This is a genomic window from Burkholderia sp. KCJ3K979 (genome assembly GCF_016759955.1).
GTDB classification, from domain to species: domain Bacteria; phylum Pseudomonadota; class Gammaproteobacteria; order Burkholderiales; family Burkholderiaceae; genus Burkholderia; species Burkholderia orbicola.
On the sequence record NZ_JACFYV010000075.1, the window covers coordinates 12,010 to 28,817 of the forward strand.

The 16,808-nt window shown below is 60.4% G+C and carries 8 protein-coding genes; 4 read left to right on the forward strand and 4 right to left on the reverse strand.

Annotation, left to right across the window (positions count from 1 at the left end; genetic code table 11):
* Nucleotides 1-69: 69 nt before the first annotated feature.
* From H3O04_RS36675 to H3O04_RS17900, 4 genes are all read right to left on the reverse strand, one after another.
* Entirely contained in the window at nt 70-5,070 is a 5,001-nt protein-coding gene (locus H3O04_RS36675; protein WP_202588161.1) for a glycosyltransferase, read from the reverse strand.
* Between the two features lie 157 nt (nt 5,071-5,227).
* Nucleotides 5,228-5,896, reverse strand: coding sequence for an ABC transporter ATP-binding protein (locus tag H3O04_RS17890; protein WP_202588162.1), 669 nt, complete (start codon nt 5,894-5,896; stop codon nt 5,228-5,230).
* Nucleotides 5,896-6,696 (reverse strand): ABC transporter permease, encoded by an 801-nt coding sequence (locus tag H3O04_RS17895; RefSeq protein WP_012327959.1) that lies wholly within the window; start codon nt 6,694-6,696, stop codon nt 5,896-5,898. Before H3O04_RS17895 ends, H3O04_RS17890 begins: the two co-directional genes overlap by 1 nt.
* Before the next feature lie 4 nt (nt 6,697-6,700).
* The gene (locus H3O04_RS17900; RefSeq protein WP_041491945.1) at nt 6,701-7,867 is read right to left on the reverse strand and encodes a capsule polysaccharide export protein; all 1,167 of its coding nucleotides are present in this window, start codon (nt 7,865-7,867) and stop codon (nt 6,701-6,703) included.
* Between the two features lie 625 nt (nt 7,868-8,492).
* On the opposite strand from H3O04_RS17900, the gene H3O04_RS17905 reads away from it, so the two are divergent.
* From H3O04_RS17905 to H3O04_RS17920, 4 genes are all read left to right on the forward strand, one after another.
* On the forward strand, nt 8,493-9,701 hold the full coding sequence (locus H3O04_RS17905; RefSeq protein WP_202588163.1) for a capsule biosynthesis protein: 1,209 nt from the start codon (nt 8,493-8,495) through the stop codon (nt 9,699-9,701).
* The gene (locus H3O04_RS17910) at nt 9,694-10,479 is read left to right on the forward strand and encodes an SDR family NAD(P)-dependent oxidoreductase (protein ID WP_202588164.1); all 786 of its coding nucleotides are present in this window, start codon (nt 9,694-9,696) and stop codon (nt 10,477-10,479) included. Before H3O04_RS17905 ends, H3O04_RS17910 begins: the two co-directional genes overlap by 8 nt.
* A gap of 13 nt (nt 10,480-10,492) precedes the next feature.
* Nucleotides 10,493-12,004, forward strand: a complete 1,512-nt coding sequence (locus H3O04_RS17915; protein WP_041492054.1) for an LTA synthase family protein — start codon at nt 10,493-10,495, stop codon at nt 12,002-12,004.
* A 3-nt stretch (nt 12,005-12,007) separates the two neighbouring features.
* A partial coding sequence (locus H3O04_RS17920) for a type I polyketide synthase (RefSeq protein ID WP_202588165.1) occupies nt 12,008-16,808 on the forward strand: 4,801 nt, incomplete at its 3' end.

Here is a 16,808-nt window from a genome sequence, read left to right on the forward strand (position 1 = left end):
TCGCGCCTTGGATTGAATCGATCGTGACGAACATCGTGCGCGCGATAGATTCGCGCGCACGATGAGGTTTCAGGTGAGCAGCACAAAGCTGGGGAACGCACGCGACAACCGTCGCTTCTCGAGCGAACAGAGATTCTCACCGGTCATCTCGTCAGCCTGTGTATCGCTAATTTCCTCGAGCACCGACTGTACGCGTTGCATTGTCGTTAACCAGCCGGCGCGATCGGGGATGTTGTCGATCACATGAACTGCATCGGTGGTGGCCGCCAATTGACAAACTCTGTCGATAGCCTCGTATGAGTCGACCGACGATAACGCAAGATGCTCCTCTAGTGACGGATCGCGCTTGAAGAGCTTGCGATAAACAGCGATCGCACGGTAGATAGCAGGATACACACACAATTCCGATAGATGATAACGGCGTCGCGAATGCTGAATTTGACCGGGAACCGGTGCCTGGAGGTACAGGTGAGCCTGCAAGTCACCGACCGCGCTGCGTGTCGCGCGGGCCTTATTTGCAATGCGTACGATTGCGCGCAGAACGGACATTCGTGCAGCGACATCGTCGACGGGCATAGCATCCAGTTCCGCGCGTTCGAAATCGGACGGACGACGCTTGGCGATGGCCAGCATGGCCGTGTCGATGAAGTCAGTTTGGTCGAGTAACAATAGCGAAAGTGCACTGACGAGTCGGTTGCCGTCTATAGCGGAGAGCTCGGAACTTGCGAGCAAATCTGCATGACATGAATCAACGGCCAGATCTATCGGGCGTCCCTGCATCAGAGCATTGCGAGCAGCACCAAAAATCGCTGCCAGTCGAGTGTCAACGGAGCCACCTTCGGTAGCTTCGAACGATTCGAATTCGTTCGATGTGGGTTGTCGATCGAATTGAGACGTATAGAGGGTCTTTACTGCAGTGCGTGCTGGGAGCGCGAGTAGATCCGAGACGATGATTGCGGATCGGGCACTCGGAATGCGCGCGGCACGATTTTCGGAGTTCAACATAGCCAACGCGTCGCGATAGACCGCATCGATCGTGTTTTCATCACGAAACACCCTTAACCGGCCCAGAACTTGTGCGTAGTAGGTTGGGTTCGACAATCTGCGAAGAACGGTCGGCAAATCAGCATCGGTCGCAAAAATAACGCCGGCGGCCATGTCCTCGAACTGATCTTCCGGGGAGGTAACGACTGGCCGATCGGCCGTCATTGCCACACGAGCGGAGCCGGTAGTCGCCCAATAAGAAATCGGACCTTGCGGGAAATACACGACATCGCCCGAGCGCAACGTTGCGAGAATTTCCTCGTCGGTTTGGAAGCCAAAAGTGACCTTGCCAGCAACGCCCATGCTTGCAACCAGTTCTCGAGCTCGCTGTGCCCGCTCAGCGGAATCACATGCGAAGTTGGCGACAAGACGACTATTCGACTCGACGCACGCCTGGAGAATCCGATCGATGCGCTTATGAGGGGACAGGAAGCCGAAGGACGATACGGTTAGAGCATTTCCTTCAGCACGTGCCGGGGCTTCAACTGAAGCGATCGGTGACGTCACATGAATGCCGTGCTCAACGAATATTGCACGGGTATTGCGTGCAGCGGCACTGCTCAGAGTAACGACAGGAATCGTAGAGTTAAACAGCATTTGACTGCGTTCACGTAGATCGGGCTTGTTCATGTCGATCGTGTGCATCACGACAGCTGAGCTCACGTTCGGGTAACGCTCTGCGTAGTCTTCGAGTTGCTCGATCAATTCTCCAGTCGTATCTGGGCCGGCAAGAGTTGGATTGAAGGAATCATACAATCCGTATTCATGCTGCACGAATATATAGCCATAGCGACCCGTCGCCAGATACGGTTCACATTCGTCCACCCCGCGGACGATCACGGTATCCCTACCTTGTCCTCGCATTGCGGCTGCGACGTGAGATGCGTAGCTAGCGATACCGCATTGCTTTCCGTAGCTCGCGCATACCTGAATGACGCCTGCAATTTGCGTTGTTCTCGGAATTGGCAGGACCGGCTTGCCGCCCGATGCGAGCAGGCGCGTATCGACTAGGGAGACGATATGCTCTGTTGTGGCGCTCCATTTGCGACGTTGGTAGTGCTCCCGGACGTACGCTTCGCGCTCCGTGCGCTTTGGATGATCGTAGACATATTGGGTTGCCAGGGCAATGAATGCGTCTTCGTCGGTCGGCTCGAAATAGTCCGCGCAGTCGCCGCCGACTTCCGGCATGGATGTCGTCGCCGATGCGAGGCAAACTTTCCCGTGAGACAAGGCTTCAGCAATCGGTAACCCCCAGCCTTCGCACAGACTCGGAAACACGGTGAACAAGCAATTCTCGTAGAGCTTGTCCAGACTCGCATCATCGACGTTGTGCAATAGGACAACCTTGCCACCGGCGTATTGCGTTGCGCGAAGTTCTGCCTCGATTGCAGTCATACCGTCGCCTGGCGAGCCGACGAACACGAGCGTCGGACAATCCTCACCGCTCATCTTGCGCAGTCTGTCCCACGCACGGACGAGGAACCCATGATTCTTGCGTTTGCCAAGTGCTGACACGAACATGACGTACCCGGCACTTTTCGAGAGGCGAAGAACGGACGCGACTTTTGCCTCGTCGACACGTTGTTTCCGGGGCAGGCAACGATAATCGTCACCGAGTTCGACCTTGATGGCTTCGATCGGCTGGCGGCCGGTTTCGGCGCAAAACTGCTGAATTTCTCGTCCGGAGTGGTTCGAGTTGACCATCACCAGATCAGCCTGGTCGAGCGCAGGTCCGATCCAGTAGCGGAAAATGGCTGCCCATTTTTCGCTGACGAGCGTTGGATAGTACAACTGCAACAGATCGTGAATGTATATTGCGACACGCGATCCAGCTCGCTTATATTCGTTGAGAATCGCGTTATTTGCATCGTAGTGCCAAGCCGAGCCGAGAATGACGACGATGTCGTGCGGGCTCGATTCGAACGCTTTCTCTCCATTCGTGAGCGTACGTTGGACGAACGGATTGATTTTTTGCTGTGATGCTTCGCCGAAGCTCGATGGGAAGATAGCCGACGCGAAATCCGCCTGGTCGACTTCGACGGCGATCGTTTTCCAGTTCACGAGTGCAAGGTTGCCCTTCCAGCTTTCGAACAATTCCAGTACGACTTCGACGATCGTGCGCTCGATCCCGCCAGGTGCGGCAGATGCCGCGACAACGGTGGCGAGGCTCGTGACGTCGAGGACAAGACGAGTATCAGTAGGCTGTTCAGGAGGGCGAATGGAGCGAACCGCGTCGCGCCAGGCTGCGAATCGGCTGGTCCATTCCGGAAAACGCATCGCGAGGTCTTCGCGAGTGAGTAGCTCTGCCGCAGCATTGAATTCTCGAGCGCCAAGCAATGCTTCGTACTCGAGTTCAATGCCACGCGGATAGTGCGGGAACAGGTAGTTGTAGGTACGTGCGGAGTCGAGCGCATCCTGCCAGTTACGCTCCCGGATCGACATCATCGCGCGCAGTTCAAGATAGAACGCGCAATTCGGCCAGATTTCCGCGATTTCTTCACATATCGCTCGGGAATTCTTGAAATCCCCAACGTTGAAATGCAGCCAAGTCAGGCGAGTGTATGCGTTGAACAGGGGATTGGCCATATCGGGGGATCCCGGCTCGTCGCTACGGGTGCGGCGCAGCAGCGAGGTCAGACGCCTACCGGCTTCTACCGCTCGGGCCTGATGTTCCAAGCCAGTACTTAGGTCGAGCGCATCTTCCAGAAGATCACGATCCTCTGGGAAACGTTCGAGTGCATCCCACACCATTCTTTCTGCGTCGTCGAGTTTGTTGCACTCGCGCAGGGCTGCCGCACACCGTAGCCAGAATTCTTTGCGACCAGGTGCGATAGTCAGGATTCGGTTCCAAAGCGACGCGACTTCTGTTTGTTGACGAGCGTCGCGTGCAATATCGGCCACTGCTACAAGAGGCTCTGCTGCCAGCGGATAGCGTCCGGCAATCTTCAGCAACGCGTCGCGGTAATCCTGTGCAGAACGCCCGACGTTTTCCAACCTGGCCGTCTCAATGTGCGCTCGAACAAAATCTGGTTGAAAGTGCAGCAAGCCGCGCCAGGTTGCCAATGCTATCGAACGGCGACCAGCGGCCTCTTCGCATTCAGCGAGCATGGCAAGCACACTCGTATCTCGAGGCTGCCTTGCGAGTGCTTGTCGTAGCGTTTGACATGCGTCATCTGCGCGACCGAGTGCCAGCAAGACACTTGCATGGGTCAAATGCAGATTGGGTGACGAGTCCATAACGACAGCGATCTGGCTGAACTCGAGCGCTGCGGGATAATCGGCACGGCTTTTCAGGACGCGTGCCTTCGTTTCCGCAACGAGCGCCGAGCCCGGCCACCTTTCCTGCGCGTCGTCGATAATGGCCTCGGCTGTACGCAAGTCTCCCATTTCGATCAGGACATTGGTTCGCTGCAGTGAGGCATTCAAATCTTCCGGATCGAGTTCCGCCGCACGCGTCCAGTACTCGAAAGCGCGCATTAGATCGTGGCGCTGGTATGCGCATTCCGCAAGGCCAGCGGCGACATCGAAGCGAGTGATGCCGTCACCGGAGACTGCCTGAAGAATCGTCTCGGCTGTTGCGAAATCGCTGATACGCAGCCGAGCGTGCGCTTCGCAGACCTTGAATTCGACCCGATTCGTCAATTTAGCGGCGTGATGCCAAGCGTCTGCTTCTGCGAGGTGATCACCAAGGAAGTGACACGCGCGTGCCAAGAGTTCATGCACGCTCGCGTCATTAGGAAATGCGTTTTTCGCGAGATCGAGAATTCGCCGCGCAATCCGATAGCTCTCATGCTTCAAATATTCTTCACACAGTTCCTTGATGGCGCCCGTGTGCACACGCCGCTTCGCATCCTCGATCAGGTCGCGTACGAGCTCGTCAACAGCTGGATCGTTCTCGCGGATCATTGCCGAGGATGATTGAAACCCTTCGGTAGTAGCGTCATCTGTCACTACGTTGATGTTGTCGGCTTGCGACGCCTGATCCGATTCTGTGGTGGCGTCAGTTTTGCGCTTCTTGAAAATCACGGTAGGGCTCCAATGCGTGCGTGATCGGATTTGCGATAGTGTTGCTCAGGGCGCTGTCTAACGCACAACGGCGACAAGTGAAATGTTAGCCTACCCGTTGTCGGGTCGAGTGCATTGACGATGCGGCACGTGTTCGACGAAAGAAAGTGGGCCAAACTTACGAGTGAATAGGTTGACCCGTGATTTCGTGATAGAAATCAAATGCTGAGTCTACATCCAGGAACTCACGCAGCACCCCTTTCTCAAGTACACATGCGCGCGTGCAGTGTTCACGGATAATATGAGGATCGTGCGACACCATAATCATCGCTCGATCGCGGCGTTTTTCAAATAGTTCCCGATGGCATTTGTCGCGAAAACTTGCGTCACCGACTGCGATAACCTCATCGATCAGAAAGCAGTCGAATTCGATCGCCATTGACATCGCGAACGCAAGCCGTGCAAGCATGCCGCTCGAATATTTCTTCACCGGCTCTCGCAGATACGTTCCCAGTTCGGTGAAGTCTTCTACGAAAGGTAGGGCGGCCTCGTAGGATGCGCCGTAGACTCGACAGGCGAATCGCAGATTGTCGAGACCTGTCAGGCTTCCTTGAAATCCGCCTGAAAAGGCGAGCGGCCAAGATACGCTCATTGCTCGCTTGATAGTACCCGAAGTCGGTAATTCGGAGCCACTGATCAGGCGAACCAGTGTCGATTTGCCCGCGCCATTGCGCCCCAGAATGCCGATGCGTTCGGACGGTTCGATTGTGAGATTGATATGGTCGAGAATTAACCGTCTGCCGTTACGTGTGCTGTAGTGTTTCGACACGTCTTGAAGATTTAACATCAGTGTTCCACTCTCGTCGACACGTCTCTCACAACCGCAAGTCCGATCCACGTGAGGAAAGCACAGACCATGATCGTATAGGGAACGTCGTAGTATGGCGTAATCTGCGAGCCGAAGTATCCGTAGCGAAATAATTCCACGCAGTTCGGCGCAGGAAACAACATTGCGATGTCACGCAGGTTGGGGGGGAGCCAACTCGCCATAACGAAGGCGCCGGATACAGGAAGCTGGAAGTAGGAAATCGGGTGCCAGAGTCTTTCGACAAGTTCGCTGTATTCGCACAGTCCCCCGATCAGCAGGCCAAGCGCGGCCGAATACCAGCATAACAACACCCAGCCGGCTGCCATGTTCAAGACATCGGCGGGCGGGTCGATTATTCCTATCGCGATCAGTGTGCTGGTCAGCACCAGCATCGATAGCGTTGTACCGACAATCTCAAGTGTGATGCGCGCAAAAAATAGGTCGATAACGCGAACATTGCGATGGAACAGCAAGGCTGCATTAGGCTCGACAGCCAGCGTGCATCGGCCAATTGTGTTGCGCCAGACCAGAACCGTGGAGTAGCTTGTGACCGCAAAGGCCGTCACGTTAATCTCGTGTCCCTGTCCCGTTTCGTGTAGCAGGTTCCAAAGTGCCGCGATACCGACCGTGAACAACATTGGTTCTGCAAACAACCATGCGAAACCAATATTGTGACGACCGTAGCGCGTAATGATTTCACGCATGGTTAGCGCGAACACTACTCGCATCTGGATTTTGAGCGAGGTAAGCAGCGAAGGATATGGCTGAGGAGACGACATGACGTCAGTGCTGATGTTCGCGCACGCTGGCAATCAGCAGGCTGAGCGAGGCCCAGGCTACAATGCCAAGCACAAACACAGTAACAATGCCGCGGATACGTTTAGGTTCGATCGCTACATCGGGCCTGTTGGGTTCGACGAGACGTTCAAGATACAACTGCTTGCGATTTGCTTCCACTCGTGCGTTTTGAAGGGCAGTCATTGCCGCATCCAATTGGCGATCGGCAAATTGGGCATCGAGTTGCAGGCGTGCGTAATTGGCGGCCTTTGCGGAAAGGGAATCTTTACTTCCGGCGACACCGACGGTTGTATTCGCGATTTGCTTTTCGAGTGTCTGAATATTCGTCTTCAGCACAGGAATCTGCGGGTTCTGCGGAGCGATTGACTGAAGCTGGATAAGTTGGTTTTGGGCTGTAAGCAATTGATTCTGCAAACCGGTGATTTGCTGCAACTGCAAAGCGGACTGGCGTTCCGGGTCGAATACGGAAAAAGAATTGCGATAGGCCGCTACGGTTGCGGCCGCGTCTTTCGCTTTTGTCGTTGCAGAGTCCACTTGTTGTTGTGCAAATCTGACCGTATCTGCTGCCGCACGCTGATTCATGCGGTTGACAAGGCGCTCGCTCATCGCAATCAGGTCTTCATTGATCTTTTGTGCGTCACTTGCGGTATACGAACGTACCTGTAGGGTTGTGATTGCCGACGTCGCATCCAGATCGACGGAGACGATTCGTTTGCCGTAGTAGCGCCACAGCGCTTCGAAACTGTCGTCGAAATAACGTGAAAAGCGACTGACTACGTCGCCGTGCTGGCTGTAGGCGTCGAGAATATAGTTATCCCGATTCAGCTCACGCAGTGCGTCGCGGGACCGAATGTAGTCGACTACGGAGTATGTGTCGTCTTGCGCGCGGCCCGCACCAGTACCTTGTAGCAGAGAACTGAGAAGGCTTGTCTGGCTTTGGCGCTGCGGGCTGCGGACAACAAACCGAGATTCGGAAACATAGATGTCCGACGCGATCAGGCCGTAGTAGACCGTGGCGATGATGGTCGGGGCCAGAACGGTAACTGCAAACAGCGTGTTGATTCGTTTGAGCCGTGCCACTACACCTTTATCGTTGCCGCCTAGCGACGACGCCGAATACTTTTCCGATAGCGTTTTCAACGTCTTGTCCAAACTCAATTGCCAAGGATCTTGGGATGCCGGGGGCGCCGCTCGCGTCCACCGTCAAGGGCATGCGCCACCAGCGCAAGGTATGCGTAGTGGGTTGCTTTGCGACCCACCGCTCGTGCCGCTGCACCTCTGGCAGGCGACGTTCACACCGAAATTCGGGCGAGTGATTATAGCCAGCGCCGTAATTTTGCGCTATCTAAGTGTGGTTTTTCGCGCCTGACTCAACAATGTCATTTGTGTAATTTTTTCGAATGTGAGCGGTAAGGCCTGCAGGCGGCGTGGTAATTTCTGCGGGCCAGATTCAGGCGGTTGCCGTGGGACGGATCTGACGGCGTATACGCGCCGGTCGGTGGTGTAGTCGGATCTGGCCATGCTCGATGGCGGTATGCGGGGATGGGTGGCGAGGGGGCGCGGTATTATAGCGATGTTGCGTGACACGCGTCACTGCATTTCTGTTTCGGCTCACGATTTTGTTCGCGCTAATGTTTTTGGTACCGTCGAATGCGATAATTGCCAGCGGTGGCGCCCGTGTGATTTCCACTTCCGGTTCATATATATAGTGTGGATGCTGTGAGGGACGAAAGTGTCCCGGTTTCTTGTGTGTCCGCACCGCTCGCAACATTCTTTCATGCGTCGCTCATATCTTGCGCTTCAGGGTACGGCCTCCCCTTTTTTTTCCAAGCTGGCCGAGGCTTTGCGCACGCGCGGCCATGCAGTACAGAAGGTTAATTTTTGTGGAGGAGATCTTCTATACGGGGGGGCTGCCCGCCATGCGGTAAATTATGAGGGGCGCCTTGGCGAACTGCCGGCATGGTATTCGGACGTAATCGGAGGAGGTGATTTCACCGATGTGCTGATGTTCGGCGACTGTCGCGAGGTTCATGTACCCGCGCACGCGATAGCACAGAAGGCGGGCATGCGCGTGCATGTCTTCGAAGAGGGCTATGTGCGGCCGCACTGGCTGACGCTGGAGCGTCACGGCGTCAATGGACGCTCCCTGTTACCCCGGGATCCGGGCTGGTATCGTGACCGACGCAAGGAGACGCCAGCAAGTCCGCCTGCCGCACCGACCGGCTATAACCTTCGTGAGCGAGCTTTTCACGATATCGCCTATCGCGGCGCCAACACGCTATTTTCACGTCGATTCCCGCACTATCGCAGTCATCGGCCACATAACGGGTTCGTAGAGTATGCCGGGCTCGCCTGGCGCGCACTTGCGCAGCGTGGGTTCGAGCGTGATGCAGGCCGGGTAACGGATCAACTGCTTCGCGCAACTGGCGGCTACTTTTTGTTCCCCCTGCAACTCAATTCGGATGCTCAACTCGTTGTGCATTCCCCATTTGGCGGCACCCGGCCGGCGGTCGATCAAGTACTACGCTCATTCGCTGCTCATGCCGACTCCAACGTTCGTCTGGTGGTCAAGAATCATCCGTTAGATACGGGGCTAATCGATCATCGGCGCCATGTGCTGCTGCTCGCGCAGGAATTAGGAATTGCCGACCGCGTTACCTTCATCGACGCGGGGCACTTGCCGACCTTGCTCGAGTATGCGCGCGGCGTAATCGTCGTGAACAGTACGGTTGGGTTGTCAGCCCTTCATCATCGGCGGCCGCTAATTGCTCTCGGGCATGCGATCTACGATATGCAGGGACTGACATGGCAAGGCAGTCTTGATAATTTTTGGAAAGCTGAATTTGAACCTGATCGTGAGCTTTACCAAGCATTTCTCGACTACGTTATTCACCATACCCAAATCAACGGCGACTTCTATACCCGTACGGGGATCGAGCGGGCGATTCGCGGTGCCGTGTCACGGCTTGAGGCATCGCATGACTAGTACCACCCCTCGTCACATTGTCATCACCGGTGCCAGTGCAGGCATCGGACGCGCACTCGCGACTGCCTACGCCGCGCCTGGTGTGGTGTTGGGGCTCGTTGGTCGGGACGTGCGGCGGCTTGATGCCTGCGCTGACGCGTGCCGAGCGCTTGGCGCTGAGGTGGTGACCGCACCGGTCGACGTGCGAGACGCAGCGGCGATGCAGGTATGGCTTTGGCAGTTTGACGACACATATTCGATAGATTTGCTGATCGCCAATGCCGGGGTTGCCAGTACGCTCGAGTCAGCTTGCGACTGGGAAGAGCTTGATCGTATGGCTGCAGTCGTCGATACCAACTTCTATGGGGCGATGCACGCGGTACTGCCGGTGGTTGCGCGCATGCGAGCGCGGTGCAGCGGCCAGATTGCCTTGGTGAGTTCGATCGCGGCGCTACGCGGCATGGCGATTTCGCCTGCGTATTGCGCGAGCAAGGCGGCACTCAAGGCGTACGGCGATTCGGTGCGCCCGTTGCTGGCGCGTGACGGTATACATCTCGCGATCGTGTTGCCCGGCTTCGTCAAGACTGCGATGAGCGATGTATTCCCGGGGGACAAGCCGTTCATGTGGTCGGCGGATAAGGCCGCAGGCTATATTCGCCGCAAGCTGGCGGCGCGGCGGGCCGAGATTGCGTTTCCGGGATTGCTCGCGCTCGGTATGCGCCTGTTGACGCTGCTGCCGGCGCGATTGGGTGACGCGATACTCGGCGGATTGTCCTACTTACCTCGACGGGAGCGCTAGCTTGAGCGTTGGCATGTTGCTCACGCTTCTGATTGCGCTTGGCGTGTCGTTTGCGCTGGATGTCTTGGCGTTGCCGCGTGTGCGGCAACGTTCCGGCGTCGCGCTAATGTTGCATGTCGTTGCACTTGTGTTCCTGACTGGTGCGATGCTGATCGTGACAAGACGCATCGTATTTTCCGTCTGTATTGCAGTGGCACTGGTCGGCCTGTTGGTGACGGTGAACAATGCAAAGTACGAGTCGTTGCGCGAGCCATTCGTTTTTACGGATCTGAGTCTGTTCAGCCAGTTGTTCGCCCATCCCCGGTTGTACCTGCCGTTTCTGAGCGTCGGCAAGGTGATCGGAATCGTGATTGGCGTCGCGGCGCTGTTGACCGGCTTCTTTGCTGAGCAACCGTTCGACGGGGCGCTCTGGTCGGTGACGGCGCTCCTCCTGGTGTCTGCGGTCGCAACCTGTTGGTTGGCGACACGCTTGCCGCTTACGCTGGATGCCGGCGCGGACCAACAGCGGCATGGATTTTTTGCAGTATTCGTTGCGTATCTGCTGAACGGCTTGCGTCCCGCGACGCTGCGCGCATTCGACGGGGTTGCCCGGACTGGACCGTTCGCATCGGGCGCGCCGACTGCGGGCCCTGATGTGATCGTGATCCAGAGCGAATCGTATTTCGACGCGAGGCGTCTTGGTTCGGCGATCGATTCGGCGAACTACCGGAATCTGGACATTGCGCGCGGGGAATCCATCTGCCACGGTGAACTGCTCGTGCCGGCCTGGGGTGCGAACACGATGCGTACAGAGTTTGCGATGCTGAGCGGACTGACGTCCGCGCGTCTCGGCTACGCCCGTTTCTACCCTTACGCTTTCGTACGACGCGCGTGTACAACGATTGCAGCCTGGTTTCGGCGGGGCGGTTACACGACTGTCGCGATTCATCCGTACTATGCAGACTTCTTCGGAAGGAATCGGGTCTTTCCGTTGCTCGGATTCGATAGATTTCTGGATATTGAAAGCTTTGTCGCCGCCCCGCGAGCCGGACCGTATATTGCCGATTCGGCCGTACTGGATACCGTCATCGATGTGCTGGACGAACCCCGGAACGCGCCACGCTTCATCTTCGCGATGACAATGGAAAACCACGGCCCACTGCACCTTGAGCAGGTATTACCGGGAGAATCGTCTTCGAGGCATACTCTTGGCGAAGATGCCAGTTGGCGCGACCTGACAGCCTACCTGCGGCACATTGAAAATGCAGACGCAATGATCGGGCGCCTGCTCGACCATTTGCGCACCAGCGATCGTGAAACAGTCGTTTGTTTTTACGGCGACCACGTTCCCGCTCTGCCTCACGTATTCGATAAGCTGGGTGTTTCTCCGCAAACCAGTGACTACTTCATTTGGCGAAATTACGGCACGGACACGCCCGAATGCCGGAATTTGGCAGCCGAAGAGCTTGGGTCGGTACTTTTGCATGTGGTACAAGATGACGGACATCGCGCGGAAGAACCGCACGCATCCGAGAAAGCGACATAAAAGATGAACAGTAAGATTGCAATAATTGGGGTGGCTTGTCGGTTTCCCGGGAGCGCGAACAATCTTGGCGACTTCTGGCAACTGCTGCGCGACGAACGCGACGCGGTGACCGAAATTCCCCCCGACCGCTTCGGTACCGATTTCTACCAGCACCCGTCCAAACGCGAACCGGGCAAGAGCTACACGTTCGCGGCCGGCGTGCTCGACAACGTCGCCGGCTTCGACGCCGCGTTCTTCGGCATTTCGCCGCGCGAAGCGGCCCAGATGGATCCTCAGCAGCGCCTGCTGCTCGAACTCGCATGGGAAGCGTTCGAGGATGCCGGCGTGCGCCCGGCCGACATGCGCGGCAGCAACTGCGGCGTCTTCGTCGGCGCGGCCAGCATGGATTACGGCAACCGCAACATGGACGATCTGAACGTGATCGATCCGTATTCGGCGACCGGCAATACGCTGAGCATCGCGTCGAACCGCGTGTCCTACCTGTTCGACCTGCACGGCCCGAGCATGACGGTCGACACCGCCTGTTCGTCGTCGCTCGTGGCTCTCCATCAGGCCGTCAAGGCACTGCAGTCCGGCGAGGCCGACGTGGCGCTCGCGGGCGGTGTCAACCTGCTGCTGCACCCGTTCGGCTTCGTCAGCTTCTCGAAGGCGTCGATGCTGTCGCCGCGCGGCCGTTGCCGTGCATTCGACGCGACCGGCGACGGCTACGTGCGCTCGGAAGGCGGCGCGTTCGTACTGCTCAAGCCGCTCGATCGCGCGCTGGCCGACGGCGACACGATCCACGCAGTGATCGCCGGCTCCGGCGTGAACTCGGTCGGCCACTCGCCGGGCGGCATCAGCGTGCCGGGCGCGGCCGCGCAGGCGTCGCTGCTGCGCAGCGTGTATGCGCGCGCCGGTATCGATCCGCGGTCGCTCGCCTATCTCGAGGCGCACGGCACCGGCACGGCGGTCGGCGATCCGATCGAGGCACGTGCGCTGATCGACGTCGTGTCGGGCGAGCGCCCGGCCGATCGTCCGCTGCTGATCGGTTCGGTGAAGACCAACATCGGCCACCTCGAAACGGCCTCCGGCATGGCCGGCCTGCTGAAGGCCGTGCTGTGCCTGAAGCATCGCGCGGTGCCGCGCTCGCTGCACTTCGTCACGCCCAATCCCGGGATCGATTTCGACGGCGGGCGTTTGCGCGTCGTCGATCGCTACATGCCGCTCGACGCGGGCGACGCGCCGCTGACGGTCGGCGTCAACTCGTTCGGCTTCGGCGGAACGAACGCCCACGTCGTGCTGACCGAGGCGCCGGTCGCACACGATGTGTCGACGGCAGCGCCCGAGCCGACTCGAGCGCAACCGTCCCCGCTCGCGCTGACCGCGCGTAGTGCGAATGCGCTCGCGGCACTCGCGGACCGCTATCTGGCCATGCTCGACAAGGGCGGCGACTGGCAGGCGCTTGCCGCGGCCGCCGCCCGTCGCCGCCAATGGCTCGAACATCGCGCGATCGTCGCGCCGGCCGACGTGGCCGAAGGCCGTGCGGCGCTCGCGGCACTGGCCCAGCCGGCACAGGAAGGGCTGCCGGCCTGCGTGGCGACCGGCCAGGCGCCGGCCGATGCATTGCGTACCGCGCTCGTGTTCTCGGGCAACGGTTGCCAGTGGGTCGGGATGGGCAACGAACTCTATGCGGAGAACGCGGTTTTCCGGGCGGCGCTCGACGAAGTCGACGCGCTGTGGTGCGCGGACGGCAGCCCGTCGCTGGTCGACGTGATGCGCGGCGGCCCCGGCGCGACATGGCTGGCCGGTGCGGGCGCCGAATGGCTCGCCGCGACCGAGAACGCGCAACCGCTGCTGTTCGCGATCCAGGTCGGCATGATTCGCGTGATCGACGCGCAGGGCATGCGTTACGACGCGGCGATCGGCCACAGCGTCGGTGAAATCGCCGCGGCGTGGGTGATGGGCGCGCTGTCGCTCGCCGACGCGGTGCGCGTGATCAAGATCCGCAGCCGCGCCCAGGCGATGACGCGCGGCAGCGGCCGGATGGCGGCCGTCGGCATCGGCGAGGCAGCCGCGCGCGAACTGATCGCGCGCCATGGGCTTGCGCGCCGGGTCGAGGTGGCCGGCATCAACAGCCCTGATGCGGTGACGCTCGCCGGCGAGCTGCAGGGCTTGCAGGCGCTGGAGGCGGCGCTGCGCGGCAGCGGCAAGTTCTTCCAGATGCTCGATCTCGACTATGCGTTCCACAGCAGCCACATGGACCGCATCGAGCCGGTCGTGCTGGCCGAGCTGGCCAGCCTGCGGCCCCAGCCGGGCAACGGCAGGTTCGTGTCGACGGTGACCGGCGGCGCGCTCGCGGGCAACGCACTCGATGCGCGCTACTGGTGGCGCAATATCCGCGAACCGGTGCGCTTCGGTGATGGCATCGCGTATCTGATCGAGCAGGGCGTCCGGCTGTTCATCGAAGTCTCGCCGCATTCGATCCTGCGCACGTACGTGAAGCAGGCGTTGACGGGCGCCGGCGTGACCGGCGCGGTGCTGCCGACGCTCAAGCGCGATCACGGCAGCGCGGCGACGCTGCGGCAAGCGATTCTCGCGGCGATCGCGCACGGCGCAAGCGTCGATCCCGACCGCTTCGCGCCGGGCGCAACGCGTGCGGCATTGCCGTCGTATCCATGGCAGCGCGACCGTTTCTGGCTCACGCCGACCGTCGAAGGCTACGGTCTCGTCAATCGGCGCCGCGAGCATCCGCTGCTCGGCTATCGGCTGCACGAACATGCATTCGGCTGGGAAAATCAGCTCGATCCGGCGAAGCTGCCGATGGTGGCCGATCACGTCGTCGACGGCGGCGTGGCGTTCCCGGGGGCCGGCTACGTGGAAATGGCGCTCGCCGCGGCGCGCACCTTCTTCGATACGCCGGATGCGGCGCTCGAAAACGTCGAGATCCGCACGCCGGTCGTGTTCCAGCCGCAGCAGGCGAAGCTGTTCCGGCTCGTGATCGAGCCGCGCACCGCGACGTTTACGATCGAGACGCGCGACCGGATGTCCGACGGCGCATGGACGCTCAACGTGACGGGGCGGATGCTGGAAAGCGGCAATGCGCTCGGCGCCGCGAGCATCGTGCCGGCCGCGACGCTCGAACGCCTGCTCGGGTTGCCGGCCGCCGACGGCGACACGCTGTATGCGAACACGGCAGCCATCGGCCTCCACTACGGGCCGGCGTTCCGCTGGGTCCGCACCGTGCGGGTCGCCGCGGCCGAGGACGCCGCGTTGGCCGATGTCGCCGCGCCGGCCGCGTGCGGCGATGCGCGGGCGCTATCCGCGTATCTGCTGCATCCGGCGCTGATGGACAGCGGGTTTCATCCGCTGTTCGCGCTGCTGGCGGCGCAGGCGCGCGATGGCGAGCATCCGGCCTACGTGCCGGTGCAGATCGGCCGGGTCGACTATTTGCGCGGCGACGCGGTCGCCCGCGTACTCGCACGGGTCGACCGGCGCAGCCCGCATTCGATCGTCGCGCATTTCGAATTCCTCGACGCGCAGGGCGCGATCGTCGCGCGGCTCGGCGGCTGCCGGTTCCGGCGCGTGGACCTCGTCGGCCGCCGGCAGAATCTGCCTTCGCGTTTCGTCTACCGCCTCGAAGAGATGCCGTTGCCGAACGACGTCGACGCGGCCGCGTTGCCGGCACCCGACGCGCTGCTCGCGCAAGCGGTCGCGCGCGTCGACGCCGCGGAGCTCGACGGCCGTCGGACGCAGCATTTGACCGAGATCCTGCCGCTGCTCGACGTGCTGGCCAGCCTGTACGTGCTGCGCGCGTTCGATGCGCTCGGCGTATTCGCCGGTACGTGGCAGCCCGCACCGGAGCAGGCGGCGCTGGCTACACGCCTGGCCGACATGCTCGTCGAGGACGGTCTTGCCACGCGTGACGGCGCGCGTCTGGTACGCGACGACGCGGCGTGCGCGGCGCTGCCGCCGCTCGACGATCTGTGGCGCGGGCTGCTGGCCGAATCGCCCGGACACGTGGCCGAGCTGACGCTGCTCGCTCATTGCGGCGCGGCGCTGCCCGACGCGCTGAGCAGCGCGAAGGACGGCGCACGCTGGCTGTCGCCGACCGGGCACAGCCTGGTCGAGCAACTGCTCGCCGCATCGCCGACCTGGCAGCACGTGCATGCGCTGCTGGCGGCCGGCGTCGAGCAGGCGGTCGACGCGTGGCAGCCGGCGCGCCGGCTGCGCGTGCTCGAACTGGGCGCGACGGACGGCGACGTGCTGCAGACGCTCGGCATGCATCTCGTCGCCGCGCGCTGCGATCACACGATCGCCGCGACGGCGGGCCAGCTCGCCGGGTTCGATACGGACGCGCAAGCCGTGGTGCGCACGGTGGTGCTGCAGCCGGGCGAACGGTTGTCGCTGTCTGCCGACGAAGCCGGGCCGTACGACCTGATCGTCGCGAACCGCGCGCTGAGCGGCCGTCCTGATGCGGCCGATGCACTGAACGCGATGCGATCGTGGCTGGCGCCAGGCGGCTTGCTGCTGCTGGCCGAGCCGCGTCGCGGCCGCTTCTCCGACATCGTGTTCGGCGCGCAACCTGCGTCGACGGGCGTCGACCTGCCTGCGCCGCTGGCGCCGGCGGATCTCGAGGCGACGCTCGCGCGCGCGGGTTTCGTCGACGTCGTGCGGCACGTCGAGCAGTCGCTCGATCTGGACGGCACGCCGACGTTCGTCATCGCGCGCAATCCGGCGAGCGCCGCGGCCGCGCAATGCGGCAGCGACGCGAGCGATCTCGATACGCTCGCCGGCAGCGAACAATGGCTCGTGATGCACGCACCGG

Bases quoted from the DNA above. Each gene is read 5' to 3' on its own strand.
- H3O04_RS17895 (WP_012327959.1), bottom strand. From the start codon at position 6,696: ATGTCGTCTCCTCAGCCATATCCTTCGCTGCTTACCTCGCTCAAAATC.
- H3O04_RS17910 (WP_202588164.1), top strand. From the start codon at position 9,694: ATGACTAGTACCACCCCTCGTCACATTGTCATCACCGGTGCCAGTGCA.
- H3O04_RS17890 (WP_202588162.1), bottom strand. From the start codon at position 5,896: ATGTTAAATCTTCAAGACGTGTCGAAACACTACAGCACACGTAACGGC.
- H3O04_RS17915 (WP_041492054.1), top strand. From the start codon at position 10,493: ATGTTGCTCACGCTTCTGATTGCGCTTGGCGTGTCGTTTGCGCTGGAT.
- H3O04_RS17905 (WP_202588163.1), top strand. From the start codon at position 8,493: ATGCGTCGCTCATATCTTGCGCTTCAGGGTACGGCCTCCCCTTTTTTT.